We start from the raw sequence: 20,148 nt of genomic DNA on the forward strand, positions 1-20,148 counted from the left end.
GGGCGCGCGACCGAGGCCGAACGTCGGAAAAAACGCGCCGGCTAGAAGCGGACGCGGACGCCGAGTTGCGCACGGCGGGTATCGCCGAGGCCGCTCCGGATCGTGCCGTCGAAGTTGAACAGGAGCCCCGTCTGCGCGGTGTCGAGGAAGTTGTCGGCGCCCGTCAGGTTGAAGACCTCCAGGATCGGTTCGACGGTGCGCCCGTCTCCGATGTCGAAGGCCTTCGAAAGTCGCAGGTCCCAGGTGAAGAAGTCGTTCTCCCGCCGGAGCGTGTTGCGCTTGAGGACGGAACCATCGGCGCACACGCGGTCCGCCGGCGCTCCCACCCGCTGGCCTGCCGGGGCGGCGAGAGGATTCGCCTCCGTCGGACCGCAGCTCGCCGACATCGGCGACGCGGAGAGATATCGGAAGACGTGGTTCAGGACGACGCCGCGCCCGAGATCGAAGAGCATGAAGCCGGTCATCTGGTGCCGCCGGTCCCGGATCGACCAGTTGTACTCGGGCTCGAAATCGGTTGCGGTCGCATAGAAGAAGTTGAACGGATCCCGTTCGTTATCGTCGTCCGACCGGTCGAAACTCAGCGTGTAGTTCGCGTCGAAACTCAGCCTCCCGTCGAGCGCGCCGTCCCCGCGCAGTCCGAGCGTGACGGCGTTGTAACGGGAGCGCGCGCTGCTCTCGGTCACGGTGACCGTCCCAAGCCCGCCGGCCCCCTCCGCGAAGGGCGCCCCGAGTTCGGCCGCGTTGCGGTCCACGAAGCGGAACAGGTTGTCCGTGCGGGCGTGCTGGAGGGATAGCTCCACCGCGGTGTTCGCGCTCAGCGCGTGCTCCACGGCGACGTTGAACGACCACGTCCGCGGCAGTTCGAGGTTGCGGTCCGCGATGTTCACGCCGGGCTGGAAGGGCGGCGTGCCCGGCGGTGGCGGCGTAAGGAACTCTCCGATCTGCGGCGGCGGTGGAAGGAAGGTCGCGTCGCTGGCCGCGAACTGCGTGCCCTGGAACGCGCCGTTCGTCGTGCGGTGCTGCGCGAACACGAGCATCGGGATGCGCGAGAAGTAGGACCCCGCGTTCACGCGTACGAGCGTGCGCCCGTCGTCCCGCGGATCCCAGGCGAGCCCGAACCGCGGCTGGAAGTTGTCGAGGTCGTCCGGGATCGTCCCGTCCGACGGGAAGCCCGCGGTCCCGATCCACGGTCCGTAGAAGGTGTCCCCGGGCTCGATGAACATCCCCGGGTGCCACGACCCTTCCCAGCGCACGCCGAGGTTCAGGGTCAGGTTGTCGCGCGGGCGCCACGTGTCCTGGATGAAGAGCCCGAGTTCGTGCATCGAGAAGTCCTGCAGTCCGAGCTGCTCGGCCGGGGTGTCTCCCAGCGTGACGGCCTGCAGGTAGAGGAGGACGGGGCCGGTGATCGCGGTCCCCGGAGGACAGACGCCCTCCGCGCTGTCGGAACCGTCGGAGCAGGTGACGTACCGGTTCCCCTGCGTGACGAAGTTCGTGAAGCCGTCGACGGAGGAGAACTTGTAGAGGCCGTTCGCGAAGCCGATGAACTGCTGGCCGACCCCCGTCCCGTTGTACTCCGCGCCCACCTTGAACAGGTGATCGCCCGCGAGGAAGGAGAGGTTGTCGACGAGTTGGATCCGGGTGTCGTAGGCCGGGTCGATGGGGAGGAAGAAGGGCATCCCGATGCGGAACCCGTCCGCGAAGTCCATCGCGATGTCCGGGAAGGGACGGCCACCGACCGTGCCGAAGGCGGGCTGCGGCGGGGGGGCGGAGCCGGGAATCAGGGGGCCGGCGTATCCCCGGGGCCGGTCCTCGCGCGCATACTGGACGCGGAACTCGTTGGAGACGGTGTTCGAAAGCTGCGACCTGAGGCTCGCGTTGATCGCGTGGGAGAAGTCCTCCTCGAGGCCGTTGGCGCTGAGGCCCCAGGAATCCACATCGAACGTCCCGTTCACCTGCTGGGACCAGGTGTAGTTGTACTTGACGGACGCCTGGTGCCGGTCGCTGAGGTTGAAGTCGAGCTTCGCCACGAGCGCCCGGTTGTCGTCGGTGCGGTGGATCGGACCGAACTCGTCGTCGAACCGGCCGGGCCACTGCGTCCGCAGGAAGTTCTCCAGCTTCTCGAGTTCGGATCGGTTCACGACGTTGCGCGTGAACTGCTTCGTCTCGCTCGCTTCCTGCTGGTCGTAGGCGACGAAGAAAAATGCCCGGTCGCGCACGATCGGGCCGCCGAGCGTGAAGCCGAACTGGCCGCGTCCGAACTCGGGCTTCCCGCCTCCGCGCTCGCTCGGGTACGCCGTGGAGATGGCATCCCACTGGCCGAAGTAGTGCGCCGAGCCCGCGAACTCGTTCGTGCCCGACTTCGTGATCACGTTCACGAAGCCGCCCGCGGAGCGCCCGAACTCCGCCGACGCTCCCTGGCTCACGACGACGATTTCCTCGATGGCGTCCTGGTTGAAGGTGAAGGCCGGGCGCTGGCCGCCCCGCTGCTCGCCGAAGAAGGGGTTGTTGAAGTCGGCTCCGTCCACGGACACGTTGTTGAAGATCCCCCGCTGTCCCCCGATGTTGAGGACCTCGCCGTCCGGACCCTGCGACACGGATACGCCCGGAGTAAGGAGCGTGTAGTCGAGGAAGTTGCGGCCGTTGTTGGGCAGGTTGTCGACGACCTCCTCGGCGAGGCGATGGGAACTTGACGGATCCTCGGTGTCGACGAGCGGCGTCCGGTCCGCCGTCACGGTGATTTCGGACACCGCGACGGGCCGGAATTCGAGTACGAGATCGAGGACCTCTCCCACGCGGAGGACGAGCCCCTCGGTGCGCTCGTCGCCGAACTGCCCCGGAGCCCGGGCGGTGACGTCATAGACGCCCAGCGGAAGGAGCGTGCGCACGAACGCCCCGTTCGAGCCCGTCATGACTGTCGTCGCGAAGCCGGTCGCGCGATGCTCGATGACCACGGCGGCGCCGGCCACGGGCGCACCGAACGGATCGCGGACGACCCCGCGGATCACGCCGGTCGTCGCCTGTGCCTGCGCGGCCGCTTCCGACGCGGCGGCGCCGCACAGCGCGAGCACGGCGAACAGGAGAGTAGACCCGCGTCGGGAGACCGGAACCCGGCATGGCCGCATGGACGACTCCTTCTCTTGCTGGGGGGAGACTGAAGATGGGCCCGGCAGGATTCGAACCTGCGACCTTGGGATTATGAGTCCCCTGCTCTAACCGGCTGAGCTACGGGCCCGGACGGAGCGTGAAACGTACGCGGCGCGACGCTCCGCACCAACGGCCGGGAGGCCGCCGCGGGACGGCCGCGCTTCCGCGGCGCGATCACGGCGCCACCTCGACCCGGACCGCCGGACCGTCCCGCTCGATGACCTCTCCGATGACGGCGGCCGCATAGCCCGCCGCGGCGAGCGCGGACGACGCGGACGAGGCCTCGTCCGCCGGGACGGCCGCCAGCAGTCCGCCGGAGGTCTGCGGGTCGAGCAACAGGGCCCGAAGGTCTTCGGGGATGGCGTCATCCCACCGCACCCGCGATGCGTAGCCGTCCCGGTTCCGGGTCGTGCCGCCCGGCACGCATCCCTCGCCGGCGAGGCGCAGCGCTCCGGGGAGAAGCTTCGGCGCCGAAGCCCGGATCCGGGCGCTCGCGTCCGAGGCGCGGCACATCTCGAGCAGATGCCCCACGAGCCCGAAGCCGGTGACGTCGGTGGCGGCATGAACGTCGAAGCCGGAAAGGATGGCCGCCGCCTCGCGGTTGAGCTGCCGCATGGAATCGACGGCGACGCGAAGGTCGTCCGGGTCCGTCACCCCGCGCTTGAGCCCGGTCGTGACGACACCCGTTCCGAGCGCCTTGCCCAGCACGAGCGCGTCCCCCGGTCGCGCTCCGCCCTTTCTCCACAGGCGGTCGGGATCGCCGAGTCCGATGGCCACCAGTCCGAACTTCGGCTCCGCGTCGTCGATCGAATGTCCCCCGGCCACGGCGATGCCGGCGTCGCGGCACACCTCTCCCGCGCCGCGGAGGATCGCGCCGACCGTCTCATCGGAGAGGGTCCCGGCGGGAACCGCCAGGATGTTGAGCGCGAAGAGGGGGCGGGCCCGCATCGCGTACAGATCTCCGAGCGCGTTCGCGGCCGCGATGGCGCCGAAGTCCGTCGGATCGTCGACGAGCGGAGTGAAGAAGTCGAGGCTCGCGACGATGGCTTCCCCATCGTCGAGCAGATACACGGCGGCGTCGTCCGGGCCCTCGAGTCCCACGAGGAGCCGGTCGTCCGGAACGTGCGGAACGTACTGCAGGATGCGGCCCAGATCCTCCGGGCCGAGCTTGCACGCTCAGCCGGCTCCGTGCGAGTACTGGGTCAGGCGGGCCGCTTCGGCCGAAGGCGAGTTCACCAGTTCCGCTCCACGACGGGATCCTGGAAACGGTTGCGGCCCATTACGCGGTCGCGGATCGCGGCTTCCGCGTCACCCGCCTGTTCGAGAAGCGCCGCCGCCTGCTCGGGCGACAGCATCTCCATCTCGCCCGACCCCGCGGCCGCCGCGGCGCCGGCGCCCGCCCCCTGTGGCGACTGTCCCTGTCCACCCTGCTGCTCATCGCCGCCGCTCTCCCCTTCCTCCTCGAGCCAGCGTTCGACGAGTTCGAGGTTCCAGCGCGCGTCCTCATCGTCCACGCGGCGGCGGAGGACTTCGCGGAAGGCTTCGCGCGCCGCCTGGAGGGCGGCTCGACGCGCGGACGGGTCGCTCTGGGCGAAACGGCCGTCGAGAGCCGTGCTGAGTCCGAGGTTGTAGAAGGCGCTCTCGCGTACTTCGTCCCGATCGCTGCCGATGGAGAGTTCGAGGGGCGCCTGTGCCTCGCCCACCTGTCCGTCGTGAAGCAGCGCCGTCCCGTAGTTGTAGTGGTCGATCGGCCGGTCGGAGGAAGCGGCTCGCTCCCGGTAGCGCACGACGGTCTCGGATTCCGACGCCTGCGGGTCGGCGGGCCCGGCCTGTCCGGCGGCCCCCGCCGACGCATCCTGCGGTTCACCCGCGGTAAACGCCGCAAGGGAGGCGGCCGCGGCCGCCAGCCCGAAGATCGCGCACCTCCGCGTCGACTCAACCACGTGGCAACAGGAACCCTTCTCCCCAGAGGCTGACGAAAGCGAGCAGAAGCAACGCCGCTACGGCCACGTCGTCGGTCGAGGTCAGGGGTTCCCGGCCACCCTGCGCCAGTTCCCGCTCGATCGCGTCGGTACCGCCCGAACCATCAACATAGAGCCCGCCGGTGCCGAGAGACATCTGCCTCATCTGCGCGGCGTTCAGCCGCGTGATGACGGGGCTGCCGTCCGGTCCCTGAAGCACCGAAGCTCCGCCTCGCCGTCGCGCGGCCATCGTCGGGTCCAGCGACGCCTCCCGCGTCAGGGGAATCTGCCCTCCGAGTTCGGTTCCGATCCCCACCGAATGGATGACGATCCCCGCGTCCCGGGCCCTTCCGATCGCCTCCCCCAGGGGCGCCCCGGCGGTTTCCTCGCCATCGGAGAAGACGACGATCGACTTGCGCGCGCCCTCCTCTCCACCGGCGAGGAGGTCGATCGCCTGGGTGAGGCCGGAGGCGAGGGACGATCCACCCAGACCGACCGCGGCGGGCCGCACGCCCTCCGCCAACATCTCGATCGCGCTCATATCCGTCGTCAGCGGCGAGAGTACGTACGCGCGGCCCGCAAAATAGACGACGCCCATCCGGCCCTGCGTGCGCGTCGCGAGGCGAGCGGCCAACCGGCGCTGCACCTCCAGCCGGCTCGGCTCCACGTCGCCCGCCAGCATCGAGTTCGACGCGTCCAGCACGAGGATCGTTTCCGCCCCTCCTTCATCGAGCCGCCGGGCCTCCGTCCCGCCGGAACCGGAGGCGAGCGCGATCGCGACGACGCCCGCGCCGAGCAGCGCCAGGCGAATGGGAGGGAGGGCATGCGCCGGCAGCCGCACATAGCGCTCGAGCAGCGAGGCCTCGGCGAGCTTCTCGCGGTCGGCCCCCGACCGTCGCGACGCAAGCAGCCTGAGCCCGACGGCCACGGCGCCGAGCAGGAGGGCGATCGGGAGCGGAGTCACGGTCAGACCCAGACCCGGCGGGAACGCGTCGCCGCCACGAGGAGTTCGAGCATCACGAGGGCGAGCGCCGCGATGAGAAGCTCTCGCCGCATCCCGACCCGCTCCTCCGTCCGCACTTCCTTGATCGGGGTGGTTTCGAGTTCGTTGATCCGCTCGTAGATCCGCGTGAGTCCCTCGGGGTCGGTGGCGCGGAAATAGAGCCCCCCGGTTTGAGTCGCCATGCGGTCGAGCAGTTCGTCGTTCACATGGACGCGGATATTCGCGTACTGGTATCCGAAGGCGGTCCGGGCGACGGGCACGGGGGCGACCCCGTCGCGGCCAACGCCGATGGTGTAGACGCGGATGCCGAGCGAGGCGGCCGCGGCCGTCGCCTCCTCCGGCGAGATGCCGCCGCTGTTGTTGTCTCCGTCGGTGAGCAGGACCACGATGCGGGATTCGGGCTCCAGATCGCGGAGCCGGTTCGCCGCCGTGGCGAGCGCGACACCGATGGCGGTCCCATCCCGGAGCTGTCCGGCCTCGAGCCGCTCCACGGCACTCTCCACCACGGCGTGGTCCAGGGTCCCGGGGACCATCGTGAGGGCCTCTCCCGCGAAGGCGACGAGACCGATCCAGTCCGACTCCCGTCCCTCCACGAAGCGGATGACCTCCCGCTTCGCGACCTCGATGCGGTTATCGGGGCGAAAATCCTCCGCCAGCATCGAACTCGAGATATCGACCGCCAGCATGATCGCCACGCCCTCGCGCTCCGATTCCACGCGCTCCCATACCCGCACGGGGTTGACGAGGGTGATGATGACGAGCGCGAGGGCGAGGGAACGAAGCGCGGCCGGAAGCCACCACCAGAACCGCCTCCGACCCCGGCCGCGGGAACCGGCGAGACGGGCGATATCCGGATACGGGAGGCGGATCCTCCCCGAGCCCATCAGGGCCCACCCGAGCGGCAGCAGGACCAGCAGCAGGAGGAACGGCCACCCGGGAAGCGCGAACTCGCTCACGCGCCGCCTCCATTCCGCCGCGGCCCGGCCCCGCCGGCGCCGTCCTTGTCGGCCCCATCCGGCGCGACGCCCGGCTCGCCGGACTCATCGGCCGGAGGCGACTCCTCCATGTCGGCGCGCACGAACGCCTCGCCGACGTCCACGTCGCCGAGCGGACCTTCCCATTCCGTCCGCAGGCGCGCGAAACGGGCCAGGATCGAGTGGCGCAGGGCGGCGACGAGCCCCGTGTCGGAGTCGCCGAGCCCGAGAAGTTCCCTCGACGGCGCCCACCCGCGCGTTACATGCGCGTAGCGCCGAAGCGTCTCCTCGTAGCCATCGTAGAACCGCTCGCCGCTCACCTGCTGCCGGACCCATCCCTCACGGAGGCGGGCGAGGTCGCGAAGCGCGAGGTCCCCGGGGCCGAGGGGGACTTCGGCGGCGGCCGCGGCGACGCGGCCGCGGCGCCAGGTCCACCAGGCGAGCCCGGCGAGCGCCGCGGCGAGCAGAACCAGCCACCAGGGGAGGGCCCGCAGGCTCAGGAGGGGCCGGGCATCCCTCAACTCGAGCGGATCGTCCGCCGCCGGCAGCACGCTCATGACCGGCACCGCGGGCGGCTGCAGTCGACGGACGACGCCGCCCGCGGCCGCGAGTTCCACCTCCACCGGCGGGATGACGAGCGTATCCGCCCGCCATGCGCGAATCGTGTATTCCGCTTCCCAGCGTCGGCCCTCGTCGACGGACCGGATCTGCGCCGGTCCCGTCTGCTCGATCGACTCCGGCCCGTCGATGAGCGCGGGAAAGCGGACATCTCCCGCTCTCTCCTGCCCGACGACGAGGCGAACCGTGAACTCCTCGCCGACCCGCACGGACTCCGGCACCACCGTCGCCTCGAGGTCGACCGCGGACTGGGCCGCGAGACCCGGGCCGAACCCCAACCCCACGCCGAGGACGGCCGGAACCATCCATCGGGACCGCCTCACCGGAGCCTCCGCCGGCCGCGAGCGGCGAAGAACCCGGCGAGCCGGGTCTCGTACGGGATGTCGGTACGGAGCCGCATGAGGTCGACGTGGCAGTGCGCGCACAGCCGCTCCAGTGCCCGCGCTCCCGTGGCCGAGCGCTCCACGAGCCGCTGTCGAACCGCCGCATCTCCGAGGTCGACCACGGCCCGGTCCCCTGTTTCGGGGTCCACGACCTCCACCCAGCCCGATGCCGGGATCGTCGTTTCCGCGGGGTCATCGACCGCGAGCGCGACCACGTCATGGCGGCCCGAGAGCCCCAACAGCGGGCGGGCCAGGTCCCGGGCGCCCACGAAGTCCGAGATCACGAACACGAGGGAGCGGACGGTGAGCATGCGCGCCGCCGTGGCGAGAGCGAGATCGAGATCCGTCCCCTTCCCCTCCGGCCGGACGGACACGAGTTCATGCAGGAGGCGGAGGTTGCGGTTGCGGCCCCGCGCCGGCCGCACGTAGCGCTCGATCCGGTCGCTGAAGAGGAGCATGCCCACCGGATCTCCGGCGCGCATCGCCGCGAGCGCGAGGGTGCTCGCCACCTCCGCGACGAGGTCGCGCTTCAGGGATCGGCGCGTGCCGAACTCGTTCGAGGCGGAGACATCGACGACGAGGAGGACGGCAAGCTCCCGTTCCTCCACGAAGCGCTTCACGTACGGCCGCCGCATGCGGGCGGTCACCTTCCAGTCGATCGCCTGGAACGGGTCGCCCGGCTGATATTCGCGGACCTCGGAAAACTCGATGCCGTGTCCGCGGAAGAGCGACGGGTAGGGCCCCAGAGCCGGGTTGTCCATGAACCGCCGGCTCTTCAACTCCAGCCGCCGAACCTCTTTCGACCCGGCGCCGGAGTCGGCCGTCGGCGCCGGCCGTCGCGGGCGCCACAGGAAGTCGGGCAGCCTCACGGCACCGGCACGGTCTCCAGGAGATGGTCGAGGATGTGATCGGCATCGATCTGTTCCGCCTGCGCCTGGAAGGTCAGGACGAGCCGATGCCGGAGGACGTCGCGGGCGATCGCCTTCACATCCTCCGGAACGACGAAGGCCCGGCCCTCGATGAAGGCATGGGCGCGGGCCGCTCTCGCGAGGAAAATCGTCGCGCGCGGCGAGGCCCCGAACTCGATCCAGTCCACGACCTGCGCCAGGCCGTGGGCCGCGGGCTCACGCGTCGCGAGCACGAGCTGGAGGATGTAGTCCTCGAGCCGCCGGTCCACGTAGATCGCCGGAAGCATGGCGCGCGCGGCGAGGATGCGGTCCGGCTCCACGACGGCCTCGATGGGGGGCGGATCCTCCCCCGCCATGAGCCGCATGATCGACCTCTCCTCCTCGGGCGCGGGGTAGCCGACGCGGGTCTTGAACATGAACCGGTCCACCTGCGCCTCGGGGAGCGGGTACGTGCCCTCGTGCTCGATGGGATTCTGCGTGGCCATGACGAGGAACGGCACGGGGAGCGGATGCGTCTCCTCTCCGATCGTCACCTGGCGTTCCTGCATCGCCTCCAGCAGGGCGGACTGCACCTTGGCGGGCGCGCGGTTGATCTCATCGGCGAGGACGATGTTCGCGAAGATGGGCCCCCGCTTCGGGGTGAAGGTACCCGTCTTCTCCTCCCAGACGAGCGTTCCCACGACATCGGCGGGCAGAAGATCCGGCGTGAACTGGATGCGCCGGAACGTGGTGTGGATCGCCTCGGCAAGCGTGCTGACGGTGAGCGTCTTCGCGAGTCCCGGCACGCCTTCCAGCAGGATATGGCCACCCGTGAGGAGGCTCATCAGAACGCGGTCGAGGAGGGCATGCTGTCCGACGATCCGTTTCGCGAGTTCGTTCCGGACCTCGGCCACGAAGGTCCCCGCCTCCCGGATCGCGGCCTGCTGGGTCTCGAGATCCTCCCCCGAGATCCGTTGGGCCGTCCCGGCTTCTCCGTTCATGCGTTCTCTCGCTGTCGCGGTGATGGTCGGTCTGCCAGCAGCCCGATGTTCACTCCGTAACCGCCCGGGAGCAAGCGGGACCTGCCGCCCGTCGGAGCGCCGCCCGTTCTTTCGGAGACAACTTGCGGGTCTTCCCCGCTGCGAGCGCGCCCAGCCGAATCGGTCCGAACGAGGTCCTGCGAAGCCTCCGCAGCGTGACGCCGAGTGAGGCGAGCATGCGCCGGATTTCGCGGTTTCTTCCCTCGGTCAGGACGATTTCGACGGTGGGGGACGACGTATGCGGAGGGGTGATCCAGCCCGCCCGGCGGGCTCGCGCGGGTCCGTCCTCGAGCGCCACGCCGGCCCGCAACCGATCCGGAAGCTCCGCCATCACGGGCCCGCGGAGCCTCGCATGGTACACCCGCTCGATGCCGGTCCGGGGGTGGAGGAGCCGGTGCACGACGTCCCCCTCATTCGACAGGAGAAGGAGGCCCTCGCTCATGAAGTCGAGCCGGCCCACGTGAGGCAGGTGGCGGGTATCGGAGGGGAGCAGGTCGTAGATGATCGGTCGCCGGCCGGGGTCGCGCCGGGTGCACGCGTACCCCGGCGGCTTGTTGAGCGCCAGCCAGAGGACGGGCTTCAGCCGGATGCGGCGGCGGTCCACCTCGACCCGGTCGGCGTTCGGATCCACCGTGGTGCCGAGCTTCGTCGCGACTTCGCCGTTCACGCGCACGCGGCCGCTGACGATGAGTTCTTCGCTCGCGCGCCGGGAAGCGACGCCCGCCCCGGCAAGGTACTTCTGCAGTCGCATGAGCCGTCCGCCTGGCGTAGCGGTCAGCCCGCGGCGGGCTCTTCCCGCGGCGCCGCCTCGTCGGCGGGCGCCTCCGGCTCGGCGCGCACGAGCGCGACGGACAGGTCCTCCGGCGCGGGGAGATCGTCCAGCGACTGCAGGGCGAAGTGATCCAGAAAACGCGGCGTCGTCCCGTAGAGGAGCGGCCGTCCGAGTCCCTCTCCCCGCCCCACGATCTCGATCAGTTCCCAATCCTGGAGCGTTCGCAGCACCGAAGTGGACGCCACGCCCCGGATCTCTTCGACCTCGATCCGCCCGATCGGCTGCCGGTACGCGATGATCGCCAGCGTCTCGAGTGCGGCCCGGGAGAGCGTCGGCGGTCGCGGCACCGAGTCGAACCGCTCGAGGTACGGCACGAATTCCGGACGCGTGAGGATCTGGAACCCATCCCCGAGCTGGTAGACCTGGAACGCCCGTCCGTCCGTGTCGTAGTGCTCGCGCAGCGCGGCGAGCGCTTCGCGGACGCGCCGCACGTCGAGCGCGTCGTCGGCCCGGGCCAGTTCGCGGGCGGTGAGCGGCGTCTGGCTCGCGAACAGCGCGGCTTCCACGATCTGCTCCGGGCTCACGCGGCCCCCTCTTCTCCGTCGCCCCGCGAGCGGCGTCCGAACAGCCAGATCGCACCGAACCGTTTCACCTGTTCCAGCCTCACGAGCTGCTGTCTGGCGAGTTCCAGGCACGCGAGCAGCGCCGCGACAACGTGCGGCCGCTCCTGCCACGAATCGAACAGCCGGTTGAACGGCACCCGCCGCTGCTCACCGAGCAACCGCCGGATGATGACGATCTTGTCCTCGACCGGGACGATGCGGATGGGGGCGACGTGCGTCGTGACGGGATCCGGGCCCCGGATATCGCCGAGGACCGCGAGGAAATCGTCGAGTGTCGTCGAGAGTTCCTGGCCGTCGGCCTCGCGCGGAGGTTGCGGTGGGAGAAACCCCTTCGACATGTGCCGCCGCCGTTCCAGTTCGGCGGCGCCCAGCGTCCGCGCGATCTCCTGGAACAGCTCGTACTCCAGAAGGCGCCGTACGAGTTCTGCCCGCGGATCGTCTTCCCACTCCGCATCGCGACGCCCCGGCAGCAGGAGCTGCGCCTTGATGTGCACCAGCGTCGCGGCCAGCTCCAGGAACTCGCCGGCGCGATCGAGCTCCAGGCGGTCGATGCCGTCGGTGAGGGCTTCCTGGAACTGCCGGGTGATGGTGGAGATCGGGATATCGAAGATGTCGATGTCCTGCGACCGAATGAGGTGCAGGAGAAGATCCAGGGGCCCCTGAAACCGGTCGAGCTCCACGACGAACGGTTGCGCCGTCCGCTGACTTGGAAGTCGGTTGGGAACCGCCGTCAAGAGACCTCCCCGCACGCTCGGGCCGGCGGAAAGGGAGATCGCCGACCGGTAGGCGCGCAATCTAGCGCCGGGTTGGAGGTATCCGCCAAGTCTGGTATGTTCTTTCGCTGATTTTCGGACGGATGGGAGGGTCGGCCCGCGGCCCGCCGCAACCACCGCACGTTTGAAGCGAAAAAGAAGGAATCGAATGCCGAATAACGAGAGTCAGAAGAAGCGGCTGCGCCAGTCTCGCGCGAGAAGGCTCCGGAACCGCCGGGTGCGGTCCGAGATCCGGACCCGGACCAAGCAGCTCCTCGCGACGGAATCGACGGAGGAGGCGACGCCGGCGCTGTCCGAACTGTACCGCGTTCTCGACCGGGCGACCCGGCGAAACGTCATCAAGGGGAACGCCGCGGCTCGTCAGAAGGCGCGGGCGGCGCGGCACGTCAACAGCCTGAGCTAACCGGCGAAAGGGCCCGCGTGACCGGCCGGGCCCACGTTATCGGGCGTCAGCCGCCCTCCTCATAGCGGGTCTCTCCACCGACGATCGTGCGCTTCACGCGTCCGGTCACTTCCCACCCGCCGAACGGCGTGTTCCGGCTCTTCGAGCGGAAGTTCGCGGGGTCGACCGTCCACGCCTCCTCCGGATCGAAGAGGACGAGATCCGCGCGACTGCCGGGGCTCAGCGTGCCGCCCTCGATCCCCATCAGCCGGGCCGGCGCCGTCGACATCCGCTCGATGAGGTCGAAGAGCGGGAGGTCCCCGGGCGTCACGAGTTCGCCGATGCACACGGCGAGCGCGGTTTCGAGACCGACGATGCCGAAGGGCGCATCGTCGAACTCGCGTTCCTTCTCCTCGTAGTGGTGCGGCGCGTGGTCCGTCGCCACGCACTCCAGCACGCCGTCGATGAGTCCCTGCCGCACCGCGAGGCGATCCGCCTCGGACCGGAGCGGCGGGTTCATCTTGGCTTCGGTGCGGTAGCCGCGCACGGCCTCCTCCGTCAGCGCCATGTGGTGGGGCGAAGCCTCGCCGCTCACCCGCACTCCGCGCTCGCGCGCGAGGCGAATGAGCTCGACCGCCTCGCGGGTTGAGACGTGCTGGACGTGCACGTGCCCGCCCGTGAGTTCGGCGAGATAGATGTCCCGCGCCACGACCGTGGCCTCCGAGGCGTTCGGGATCCCGCGCAGGCCGAGCGCGGTCGCCACGGCGCCTTCGTTCATGACCCCTCCTGCGGAGAGCGCCATGTCCTCCGCATGCTGAAGGACGGGGATCCCGAAGGACTGCGTGTACTCGAGCAGGCGCCGCATGAGCGCCGGATCGTGGATCGGGTGTCCGTCGTCCGTGACCGCGACCGCGCCCGCCTCGACCAGGCCGCCGATCTCGGTCATCTGCCTGCCGGCAAGGCCGAGCGAGGCGGCCGCCACGGGACTCACGCGCGCGCCGCCCTCGCCCTTCCGGGCCCAGCGCCGCGCCTCTTCCCGCACGAAGCCGACCGCGGCGGGGTCGTCGAGCGGCGGATCCGTGTTCGGCATCGCCCAGATCGTCGTGAAGCCGCCGGCCGCGGCCGACCGGGCGCCCGTGCGGATCGTCTCCTTGTGCTCGGCTCCCGGCTCCCTCAGGTGGACGTGCACGTCGATCAGCCCCGGTGCGACGACGAGCCCCCGCGCCTCGATGCGGGGGATGCCCTCCGGTCCCGCTACGCCCCGCGCGACGGCCTCGATCCGCCCATCCCGCACGAGAACGTCCCGCACCTCGTCCATCCCCGCGGAGGGGTCGATCACCCGGCCTCCGGCGAGAAGGAGCGACCCGCTCACGGTCCCCCCACCTTGGCGTCTTCGGCCAGCTCCGGACGTCCGCCCGCGAGCAGGTAGAGGACGGCCATCCGCACGGCGACCCCGTTCGTCACCTGCGGCAGGATCACCGAGCGCGGCCCGTCCGCCACGTCGGAATCGATCTCCACGCCCCTGTTCATGGGCCCGGGGTGGAGGACGATCATCTCGTCGCCGGCGCGGCCGAGGCGCTCGGAACTGACGCCGAACACGCGGTTGTACTCGCGCAGCGAGGGGACGTAGCCGCCCTCCATCCGCTCCAGCTGAAGCCGCAGCACGTAGAGCACGTCGCACCACTCGATCGCCTCCTCGATCGAACCCAGCCGTTGCACGCCCAGCTCCTCGATTCCGGCCGGGATCAGGGTGCGCGGCCCGCACACCGCCACCTCCGCCCCGCACTTCAGAAGGCCCCAGATGTTCGAACGCGCGACGCGCGAGTGGAGGATGTCGCCGACGATGCAGACGCGCCGGCCCGCGATGGCCCCGAACCGGTCGCGGATCGTCAACAGGTCGAGGAGCGCCTGCGTGGGATGCTCGTGCTGACCGTCGCCGGCGTTGATGACGTTGGAGGGAATCCGGTCCGCGAGGAACTTCGCCGCTCCCGACGATCCGTGGCGCACGACGACCATGTGAATCCTCATCGCCTCGAGGTTGCGCGCCGTGTCGACGAGCGTCTCGCCCTTCTGCACGGAGGAGCCCGCGGAGGAGATGTTCACCGTATCGGCCGAGAGCCGCTTCTCCGCGAACTCGAAACTGATGCGCGTCCGGGTGGACGGTTCGAGAAAGAGGTTGACGATGGTCTGTCCGCGGAGGACGGGCACCTTCTTGATCTTGCGCTCGCTGATCTCCTTGAAGGGCTCCGCGGTATCGAGAATCGCCTCGATCTGCGCGCCCGTGAGGGACTCCAGTCCGATGAGGTCCTTCCCGAGCCCGAGTTCGCGGCCCTGCGCCGTCATGCGCCCGCCTCGGGAGCGGCGCGGAGGGCGACGATGTCGACGCCCCAGCCGCCATCGGTGTCCGCGACGCGCACCGCCACGTCCTGGTTGGGTCCGACTTCGATCACGCGGCCCACGTAGTCGGGCTGGATCGGGAGCTGGCGTCCGCCGCGATCCACGAGGACGCAGAGCTGGATCCGGCGGGCGCGCCCGAAATCCGACAGTTCCTGAAGCGCGGCCCGGATCGTTCGTCCCGTGTGGAGCACGTCGTCCACGATGACGATATGCGCGCCTTCGATGGACTCCGGGACGCGGGTCGTCCCGACCGTGGGGAGTGCGCCGACCTGCCCGAAATCATCTCGATAGAGCGTGATGTCGAGCGAACCGATGGGGATGGGGCCGCGCGTCGGTTCGAGGTGACGGCCGATCTCCGCCGCGATCGAATCGCCGCGCCGGTGGATGCCGATGAGGATGAGGCGGGCGTCGGGCTCGATCGCCCGGTCAAGCTGCGCGGAAAGCTCGGCAAGGAGCCCTCGTGCAGCGGCCTCGTCGAGGACGTTGTGCGTCAGTGTCGTCTCGGCTCCGCTCGATCCGTGGCGGGCGGCTCGGCGTCAGCAGCCCGTGGCTGCCTGGGCGGCCCCGGTCGGGCGGGAGTATAGCGACCCGCGTTGACCCTCGCGAGACGGCCCCGGTAGGTTCGGGCATGCGCATGCGATCCGACGTCACCCGGCGCGCCGGACGGTGGCTTCTGCTGCCGGCGTTCGTCCTGCCCGCGTCCCTTCCCGACACCGCCTTCGCTCAGGACGGCCCCTCGCTCGACGTGGAGGGGCCCGCCGTCGTCCTCACCGACATTCCCTTCTCCCTCACGCTTCATACGGAGGACGGGGAGAACGCCCGCTATCGCGTGGTATCCGCCGCGGGACGCGAACTCGCCGCCGGTGCCCTGCCCCTCCGCTCGGAGACCTCCGTCGGCGGGCTGCGGGCCGCGGCGGGGGACCTCCCGCTGTCCGTGGAGATGGACTCGGACCAGGGATCGGCAAGCGCGAGTGTGAACCCGCCGCGGTTCCCGGGCTGGATCAGCCTGCTGCCGCCGCTCATCGCCATTGCTCTCGCGCTCATCTTCCGTCACGTCGTCGTGTCGCTCTTCTTCGGCATCTGGCTCGGCGGATTCTTCATCGCCGGCCTCGACCCGCTGGCGGGGCTCGGGCGAACCGTGGACACGTTCATCGTGCCCTCGCTCGCCGACACCGACAACGCGTCGATCCTCATGTTCTCCGCGCTGTTGAGCGGCATGGTGGGGGTGATGTCGCGCTCCGGGGGCACGCGCGGGATCGTCGAAGCCCTGCGGCCGCTGGCCACCACGCCGCGCCGTGCGCAGCTCGCCACCTTCTTCGCGGGCGTCGGCATCTTCTTCGACGACTACGCGAACACCCTCATCGTCGGAAACACCTTCCGCCCCGTCACGGACAAGCTGAAGGTGTCGCGCGAGAAGCTGGCCTACCTCGTGGATTCGACGGCCGCCCCCGTCGCCACGATCGCCTTCGTGTCGACCTGGGTCGGCTTCGAGATCTCGCTGATCCGCGACGGACTTCGCATCGCCGCCGAGCAGACCTCGGACCCCGCGCTGGCCGGGGCGCTCGCCTCCGCCAGTCCCTTCACCGTGTTCCTGAGCAGCATTCCGTACCTCTTCTATCCCATCCTCGCCCTGTTCATGGTGGCCGCGGTCACCGTCTCGCAGCGGGACTTCGGCCCCATGCACGGCGCGGAGATGCGGGCGCGCACCGGTGGCGGCGTCTTCCGGCCGGGCTCCCAGCTCATGGTGAACTCGGAGGAAACGGGGCTCGACGCGGCGGAGGGCGTGCCCCTGCGCTGGTACAACGCGGCGATCCCCGTGCTGACGGTGGTCGCGACGGTCCTGCTGGGGCTGTACTTCGACGGCCGCGGCGCCGTGGGGCCGGCCTCGCTCTGGGACACGTTCGGCGCGGCGGATCCGTTCAAGGCAATCCTGTGGGGTTCGCTCGCGGGCTGCCTGGTCGCGATCGGGCTGGCCACGACGCAGCGCATCCTGTCGCTGAGCCAGGCGCTCGACGGTTGGCTCACCGGCATCCGGGCGATGACGATGGGGTTCGTGATCCTCACCCTGGCCTGGTCGCTCGGCGAGGTGACGAGTCAGCTCGCGACGGCGCAGTACCTGACCCAGATCCTCGGGGGCAGCCTCGCGCCGGAACTCGTCCCCGTCCTCACCTTCGTGACGGCCGCGGTCGTCAGCTTCTGCACGGGAACGTCATGGGCCACGATGACCATCCTGCTCCCGCTCGTGGTCCCGCTCAGCGTCGCCCTCGGCGGTGCAACCGGCTTCGAGGCCGGCGGCGGCGAGCTGCTCGTGAGCTCGATCAGCTCGGTCCTCGCCGGTTCCGTCTTCGGGGACCACTGCTCGCCCATCTCCGACACGACGGTGCTCAGTTCGATGGCGTCGGCGTGCGACCACATGGACCATGTGCGGACGCAGCTCCCGTACGCCCTGGTCGTGGCGGTGGCCGCGATGCTGTTCGGCCACGTGGGGACGTCGTACGGGCTGTCGCCCTGGATCGCCCACCTTCTCGGCATCGGCGTGGTCATCGTCGTGCTGCGCTTCGTGGGGAGGCCCGTTCCCGCGGGAGCCTGACCGCAGCTTTGCTCGCGACATGGGTCGTCTCCCGGGCCACGGGCAACTTTCGTGACACGGAAGTGAGAATCGATTATCATCATGCCTTCGGTTCTCACGCTCTGCCCTCTTCGCTTCCGGCGTCGACGCGATCACCATGAAAAGCCTTCTCGCAACCGTTCCGTCGAGCACGTACCTGGTTTCCGGATCGCGCCTGGCGGCGTGCGCCGCGGCCTGGTGCGGCGTGCACTGCGCCCTGACGCCGGTCCTCGTCGCGGTGGCGCCCGCGCTCGCGCTCTCCGAGGGGGTCGAGCGCGCGGTCTGGGCCGGGACCGTCGTCCTCGGCGCGGTCATGCTCGCCCTGGGTCCGGCCCGCAGGAACGCGGTTGTGATCCTCGCCTTTGCGGGCGGGGCCGTGTTCTGGGCCGCCTCCCTCGCCGGTTGGCTCGAGCCGCTGCCCGAGACTGCGACGTCGACCGCCGGCAGCCTGGGCCTCGCGGGCGCTCTTCTGCAGGGCGCCCGCGTCTGCCAGGCCGGCGCGTGCGCGGTGTGCGACGACGAGGAGCCCCCGGCTCCGCGAGGCTGAACCGCCGCGTCCCCCACTAGCGCCGTGTGCCGGCGCTGGCGCCGCATCCCGGCTAGCGCCGCTGTCGGAAGAAGTCCCGCAGGAGACGCGCGGATTCGTCGGCGAGCACGCCGGACACGAGTTCCACCCTGTGGTTCAGCCGCGGGTCGCAAACCAGGTTCTCGAGCGACCCGCACATTCCGGCCTTCGGGTCCGCGGCCCCGAACACCACCGTGCTGACGCGCGCGAGGACGGCGGCGCCGGCGCACATCGCGCACGGTTCGAGCGTCGCGTACAGCGTGTGGCCCTCGAGGCGCCAGTCCCCCAGGCGGGCCGCGGCGGCGCGCAGCGCCAGAACTTCCGCGTGGGCCGTAGGGTCGGCATCGGCGCGCGTGCGGTTGTGCGCTTCCGCGACGATCCCGCCCGCCGGGTTCGTGACGAGGGCGGCGACGGGAACCTCTCCGCGCTCGCCTCCGAGGGCCGCGAGTTCGAGCGCCCGCCGCATCGGCGCCTCATGCTCGGCCGGCCACGTCCCGTTCATGCGGTGGCCACCCGGGCTTCCAGGAAACGAACCGCCGCGCCGAGCCGGGCCAGGACCCGCTCCCGCCCCATCGCCTCGAGCACCTCGAAGATCCCCGGGCTCACGCCCTGGCCCATGAGGGCGACGCGGAGGGGGTTGATGATCCGCCCCGCGCCGACCTCGAGTTCCGCCGCGAGACCCCGCACCTCGGACTCCAGCGTCTCCACGTCGCGGAAGACCGCCTCGCCGGCGAGACGCTCCGCCAGGCGCCGCAGGTGGAACGCCGTCTCTTCCGGCCGCTTCCAGAAACGCTTCACCGCATCTTCGTCGTAGCGGACGCTCACCGCGAAGAAGGGAGCAACCTGCCGCGCGAGCGCGGGGAGCGTCCGGGGACGCCCTTTCACGAGATCGATGATGCGCGCCAGACGCTCCGGCGAGGTCTGGAGTCCCGGGTGACTCCCGGCCGGATCCCGCCCCTCCTCGCGCGCCCACCGGCCGAGAATCTCGACGACCGCCGCCGCCAGGTCGGCCGCCGGAGCGTCGGCGATGTGGCGCCCGTTCAGCCAGCCGAGCTTCTCCAGGTCGAACACCGCGCTCTTCTTCAGCACCCGGCCGATGGAAAACGCCCCGATCAGGCCTCCGACATCGAACACTTCCCGGTCGTCCCCCGGAGACCAGCCGAGGAGCGCGAGGAAGTTCACCATCCCCGCGGGCAGGTAACCGTCGTCGCGATAGGCGAGGACCGAGAGCGCGCCGTGGCGCTTCGAGAGTCGCTTGCCGTCCGGTCCGAGGATCAGCGGCACGTGCCCGAAGGCGGGGAGCGGCCGGCCAAGGGCCCGGTAGAGGAGGATCTGCTTCGGCGTGTTCGAGAGGTGGTCGTCCCCGCGGATCACGTGTGTAATCCCGGCCTCCGCATCATCGGAGACGACGGCGAGATTGTAGACGGGCGTCCCGTCGGAGCGAAGGACGATGAAGTCGTCGATCGATCCGGCGGGGAACGACATCGGCCCGTGGATCATGTCCTCCCACTCGATCGCCGCCTCCGGCACCCGAACGCGGAGCGCGAACGGCTCCCCGGCGTCGGCCCGCGCCCGCGAAACCGCGGGGTCCAGCCGGCCGCAGCGGCCATCGTACCCGTATCCCGCCCCGGCCCGCTTCGCCTCTTCGCGTCGCGCCGCGAGTTCCCCGGCACTGCAGAAGCACCGGTAGGCGGCGCCCTGGTCGAGCAGGTGCAGGGCATCGCGCCGGTGGCGCTCGACGCCGTCGGCCTGGAAGACCGGCCCTTCGTCCACGTCCAGCCCCAGCCATGCGAGTCCTTCCAGGATGGCTCGCGTGTGCTCGGGGCGGGAACGCGCCCGGTCCGTGTCCTCCACGCGCAGGAGAAACACCCCTCCCGCGCGGCGAGCATACAGCCAGTTGAACAGCGCCGTGCGCGCGCCGCCCACGTGCAGGAAGCCGGTGGGACTGGGGGCGAACCGCACCCGTACCGCCAATCTGCGCTCCTCTTCCTCGGGGAAACCGCCGAACTCCGCGCGCC

General features: G+C 70.3%; 19 protein-coding genes and 1 tRNA gene. 3 read left to right on the forward strand and 17 right to left on the reverse strand.

All coding sequences use genetic code 11. The features are described 5' to 3' along the window. Positions 1 to 41: 41 nt before the first annotated feature. The 12 genes from ACOGI9_RS06415 to ACOGI9_RS06470 all read right to left on the reverse strand — a co-directional run bounded on the left by ACOGI9_RS06415 (position 42) and on the right by ACOGI9_RS06470 (position 12,139). On the reverse strand, positions 42 to 3,068 hold the full coding sequence (locus ACOGI9_RS06415) for a TonB-dependent receptor (protein ID WP_419859035.1): 3,027 nt from the start codon (positions 3,066 to 3,068) through the stop codon (positions 42 to 44). Between the two features lie 90 nt (positions 3,069 to 3,158). Beyond that, positions 3,159 to 3,232, reverse strand: a tRNA-Ile gene (locus ACOGI9_RS06420). Positions 3,233 to 3,318: 86 nt separating this feature from the next. Then, the gene (gene selD, locus ACOGI9_RS06425) at positions 3,319 to 4,380 is read right to left on the reverse strand and encodes a selenide, water dikinase SelD (RefSeq protein WP_419859036.1); all 1,062 of its coding nucleotides are present in this window, start codon (positions 4,378 to 4,380) and stop codon (positions 3,319 to 3,321) included. After that, positions 4,377 to 5,087 (reverse strand): hypothetical protein, encoded by a 711-nt coding sequence (locus ACOGI9_RS06430; protein WP_419859037.1) that lies wholly within the window; start codon positions 5,085 to 5,087, stop codon positions 4,377 to 4,379. The genes selD and ACOGI9_RS06430 overlap by 4 nt, the downstream gene beginning before the upstream one ends. Next, positions 5,080 to 6,069: a vWA domain-containing protein gene (locus ACOGI9_RS06435; RefSeq protein ID WP_419859038.1), complete on the reverse strand. Its 990-nt coding sequence runs from the start codon at positions 6,067 to 6,069 to the stop codon at positions 5,080 to 5,082. The genes ACOGI9_RS06430 and ACOGI9_RS06435 overlap by 8 nt, the downstream gene beginning before the upstream one ends. A 2-nt stretch (positions 6,070 to 6,071) precedes the next feature. Next, complete coding sequence (locus tag ACOGI9_RS06440; RefSeq protein ID WP_419859039.1) at positions 6,072 to 7,064, reverse strand: VWA domain-containing protein; 993 nt, start codon at positions 7,062 to 7,064, stop codon at positions 6,072 to 6,074. After that, the gene (locus tag ACOGI9_RS06445; protein WP_419859040.1) at positions 7,061 to 8,023 is read right to left on the reverse strand and encodes a hypothetical protein; all 963 of its coding nucleotides are present in this window, start codon (positions 8,021 to 8,023) and stop codon (positions 7,061 to 7,063) included. Before ACOGI9_RS06445 ends, ACOGI9_RS06440 begins: the two co-directional genes overlap by 4 nt. Further along, positions 8,020 to 8,952: a DUF58 domain-containing protein gene (locus ACOGI9_RS06450; RefSeq protein WP_419859041.1), complete on the reverse strand. Its 933-nt coding sequence runs from the start codon at positions 8,950 to 8,952 to the stop codon at positions 8,020 to 8,022. Before ACOGI9_RS06450 ends, ACOGI9_RS06445 begins: the two co-directional genes overlap by 4 nt. Further along, on the reverse strand, positions 8,949 to 9,971 hold the full coding sequence (locus ACOGI9_RS06455; RefSeq protein ID WP_419859042.1) for an AAA family ATPase: 1,023 nt from the start codon (positions 9,969 to 9,971) through the stop codon (positions 8,949 to 8,951). Before ACOGI9_RS06455 ends, ACOGI9_RS06450 begins: the two co-directional genes overlap by 4 nt. A 49-nt stretch (positions 9,972 to 10,020) precedes the next feature. Next, entirely contained in the window at positions 10,021 to 10,761 is a 741-nt protein-coding gene (locus tag ACOGI9_RS06460; RefSeq protein WP_419859043.1) for a pseudouridine synthase, read from the reverse strand. A 23-nt stretch (positions 10,762 to 10,784) separates the two neighbouring features. After that, on the reverse strand, positions 10,785 to 11,366 hold the full coding sequence (scpB, locus tag ACOGI9_RS06465; protein WP_419859044.1) for an SMC-Scp complex subunit ScpB: 582 nt from the start codon (positions 11,364 to 11,366) through the stop codon (positions 10,785 to 10,787). Beyond that, the gene (locus tag ACOGI9_RS06470) at positions 11,363 to 12,139 is read right to left on the reverse strand and encodes a segregation and condensation protein A (RefSeq protein ID WP_419859045.1); all 777 of its coding nucleotides are present in this window, start codon (positions 12,137 to 12,139) and stop codon (positions 11,363 to 11,365) included. The genes scpB and ACOGI9_RS06470 overlap by 4 nt, the downstream gene beginning before the upstream one ends. A 187-nt stretch (positions 12,140 to 12,326) precedes the next feature. On the opposite strand from ACOGI9_RS06470, the gene rpsT reads away from it, so the two are divergent. After that, the gene (gene rpsT, locus ACOGI9_RS06475) at positions 12,327 to 12,581 is read left to right on the forward strand and encodes a 30S ribosomal protein S20 (RefSeq protein ID WP_419859046.1); all 255 of its coding nucleotides are present in this window, start codon (positions 12,327 to 12,329) and stop codon (positions 12,579 to 12,581) included. Between the two features lie 46 nt (positions 12,582 to 12,627). On the opposite strand, the gene ACOGI9_RS06480 is transcribed toward rpsT, so the two are convergent. From ACOGI9_RS06480 to pyrR, 3 genes are read right to left on the reverse strand one after another with little or no spacing between them, the layout of a single operon-like run. After that, on the reverse strand, positions 12,628 to 13,878 hold the full coding sequence (locus tag ACOGI9_RS06480; RefSeq protein WP_419859248.1) for a dihydroorotase: 1,251 nt from the start codon (positions 13,876 to 13,878) through the stop codon (positions 12,628 to 12,630). Between the two features lie 50 nt (positions 13,879 to 13,928). Beyond that, positions 13,929 to 14,903, reverse strand: a complete 975-nt coding sequence (locus ACOGI9_RS06485; RefSeq protein ID WP_419859047.1) for an aspartate carbamoyltransferase catalytic subunit — start codon at positions 14,901 to 14,903, stop codon at positions 13,929 to 13,931. Beyond that, positions 14,900 to 15,451, reverse strand: a complete 552-nt coding sequence (pyrR, locus tag ACOGI9_RS06490) for a bifunctional pyr operon transcriptional regulator/uracil phosphoribosyltransferase PyrR (RefSeq protein ID WP_419859249.1) — start codon at positions 15,449 to 15,451, stop codon at positions 14,900 to 14,902. The genes ACOGI9_RS06485 and pyrR overlap by 4 nt, the downstream gene beginning before the upstream one ends. A 134-nt stretch (positions 15,452 to 15,585) precedes the next feature. Between pyrR and ACOGI9_RS06495 the strand changes: the two genes are divergently transcribed. Together ACOGI9_RS06495 and ACOGI9_RS06500 are read left to right on the forward strand one after the other, a co-directional pair. Continuing rightward, the gene (locus ACOGI9_RS06495; protein WP_419859048.1) at positions 15,586 to 17,547 is read left to right on the forward strand and encodes a Na+/H+ antiporter NhaC family protein; all 1,962 of its coding nucleotides are present in this window, start codon (positions 15,586 to 15,588) and stop codon (positions 17,545 to 17,547) included. Between the two features lie 136 nt (positions 17,548 to 17,683). Continuing rightward, positions 17,684 to 18,112 (forward strand): MerC domain-containing protein, encoded by a 429-nt coding sequence (locus tag ACOGI9_RS06500; protein WP_419859049.1) that lies wholly within the window; start codon positions 17,684 to 17,686, stop codon positions 18,110 to 18,112. Between the two features lie 52 nt (positions 18,113 to 18,164). On the opposite strand, the gene tadA is transcribed toward ACOGI9_RS06500, so the two are convergent. Both tadA and gltX read right to left on the reverse strand, forming a co-directional pair. After that, entirely contained in the window at positions 18,165 to 18,632 is a 468-nt protein-coding gene (gene tadA, locus ACOGI9_RS06505; RefSeq protein WP_419859050.1) for a tRNA adenosine(34) deaminase TadA, read from the reverse strand. Next, positions 18,629 to 20,104: a glutamate--tRNA ligase gene (gltX, locus tag ACOGI9_RS06510; RefSeq protein WP_419859051.1), complete on the reverse strand. Its 1,476-nt coding sequence runs from the start codon at positions 20,102 to 20,104 to the stop codon at positions 18,629 to 18,631. Before gltX ends, tadA begins: the two co-directional genes overlap by 4 nt. Positions 20,105 to 20,148 lie beyond the last annotated feature (44 nt).

Origin of the sequence: Candidatus Palauibacter irciniicola (assembly GCF_965208695.1) — a bacterium.
GTDB classification, from domain to species: Bacteria; Gemmatimonadota; Gemmatimonadetes; order Palauibacterales; family Palauibacteraceae; genus Palauibacter; species Palauibacter irciniicola.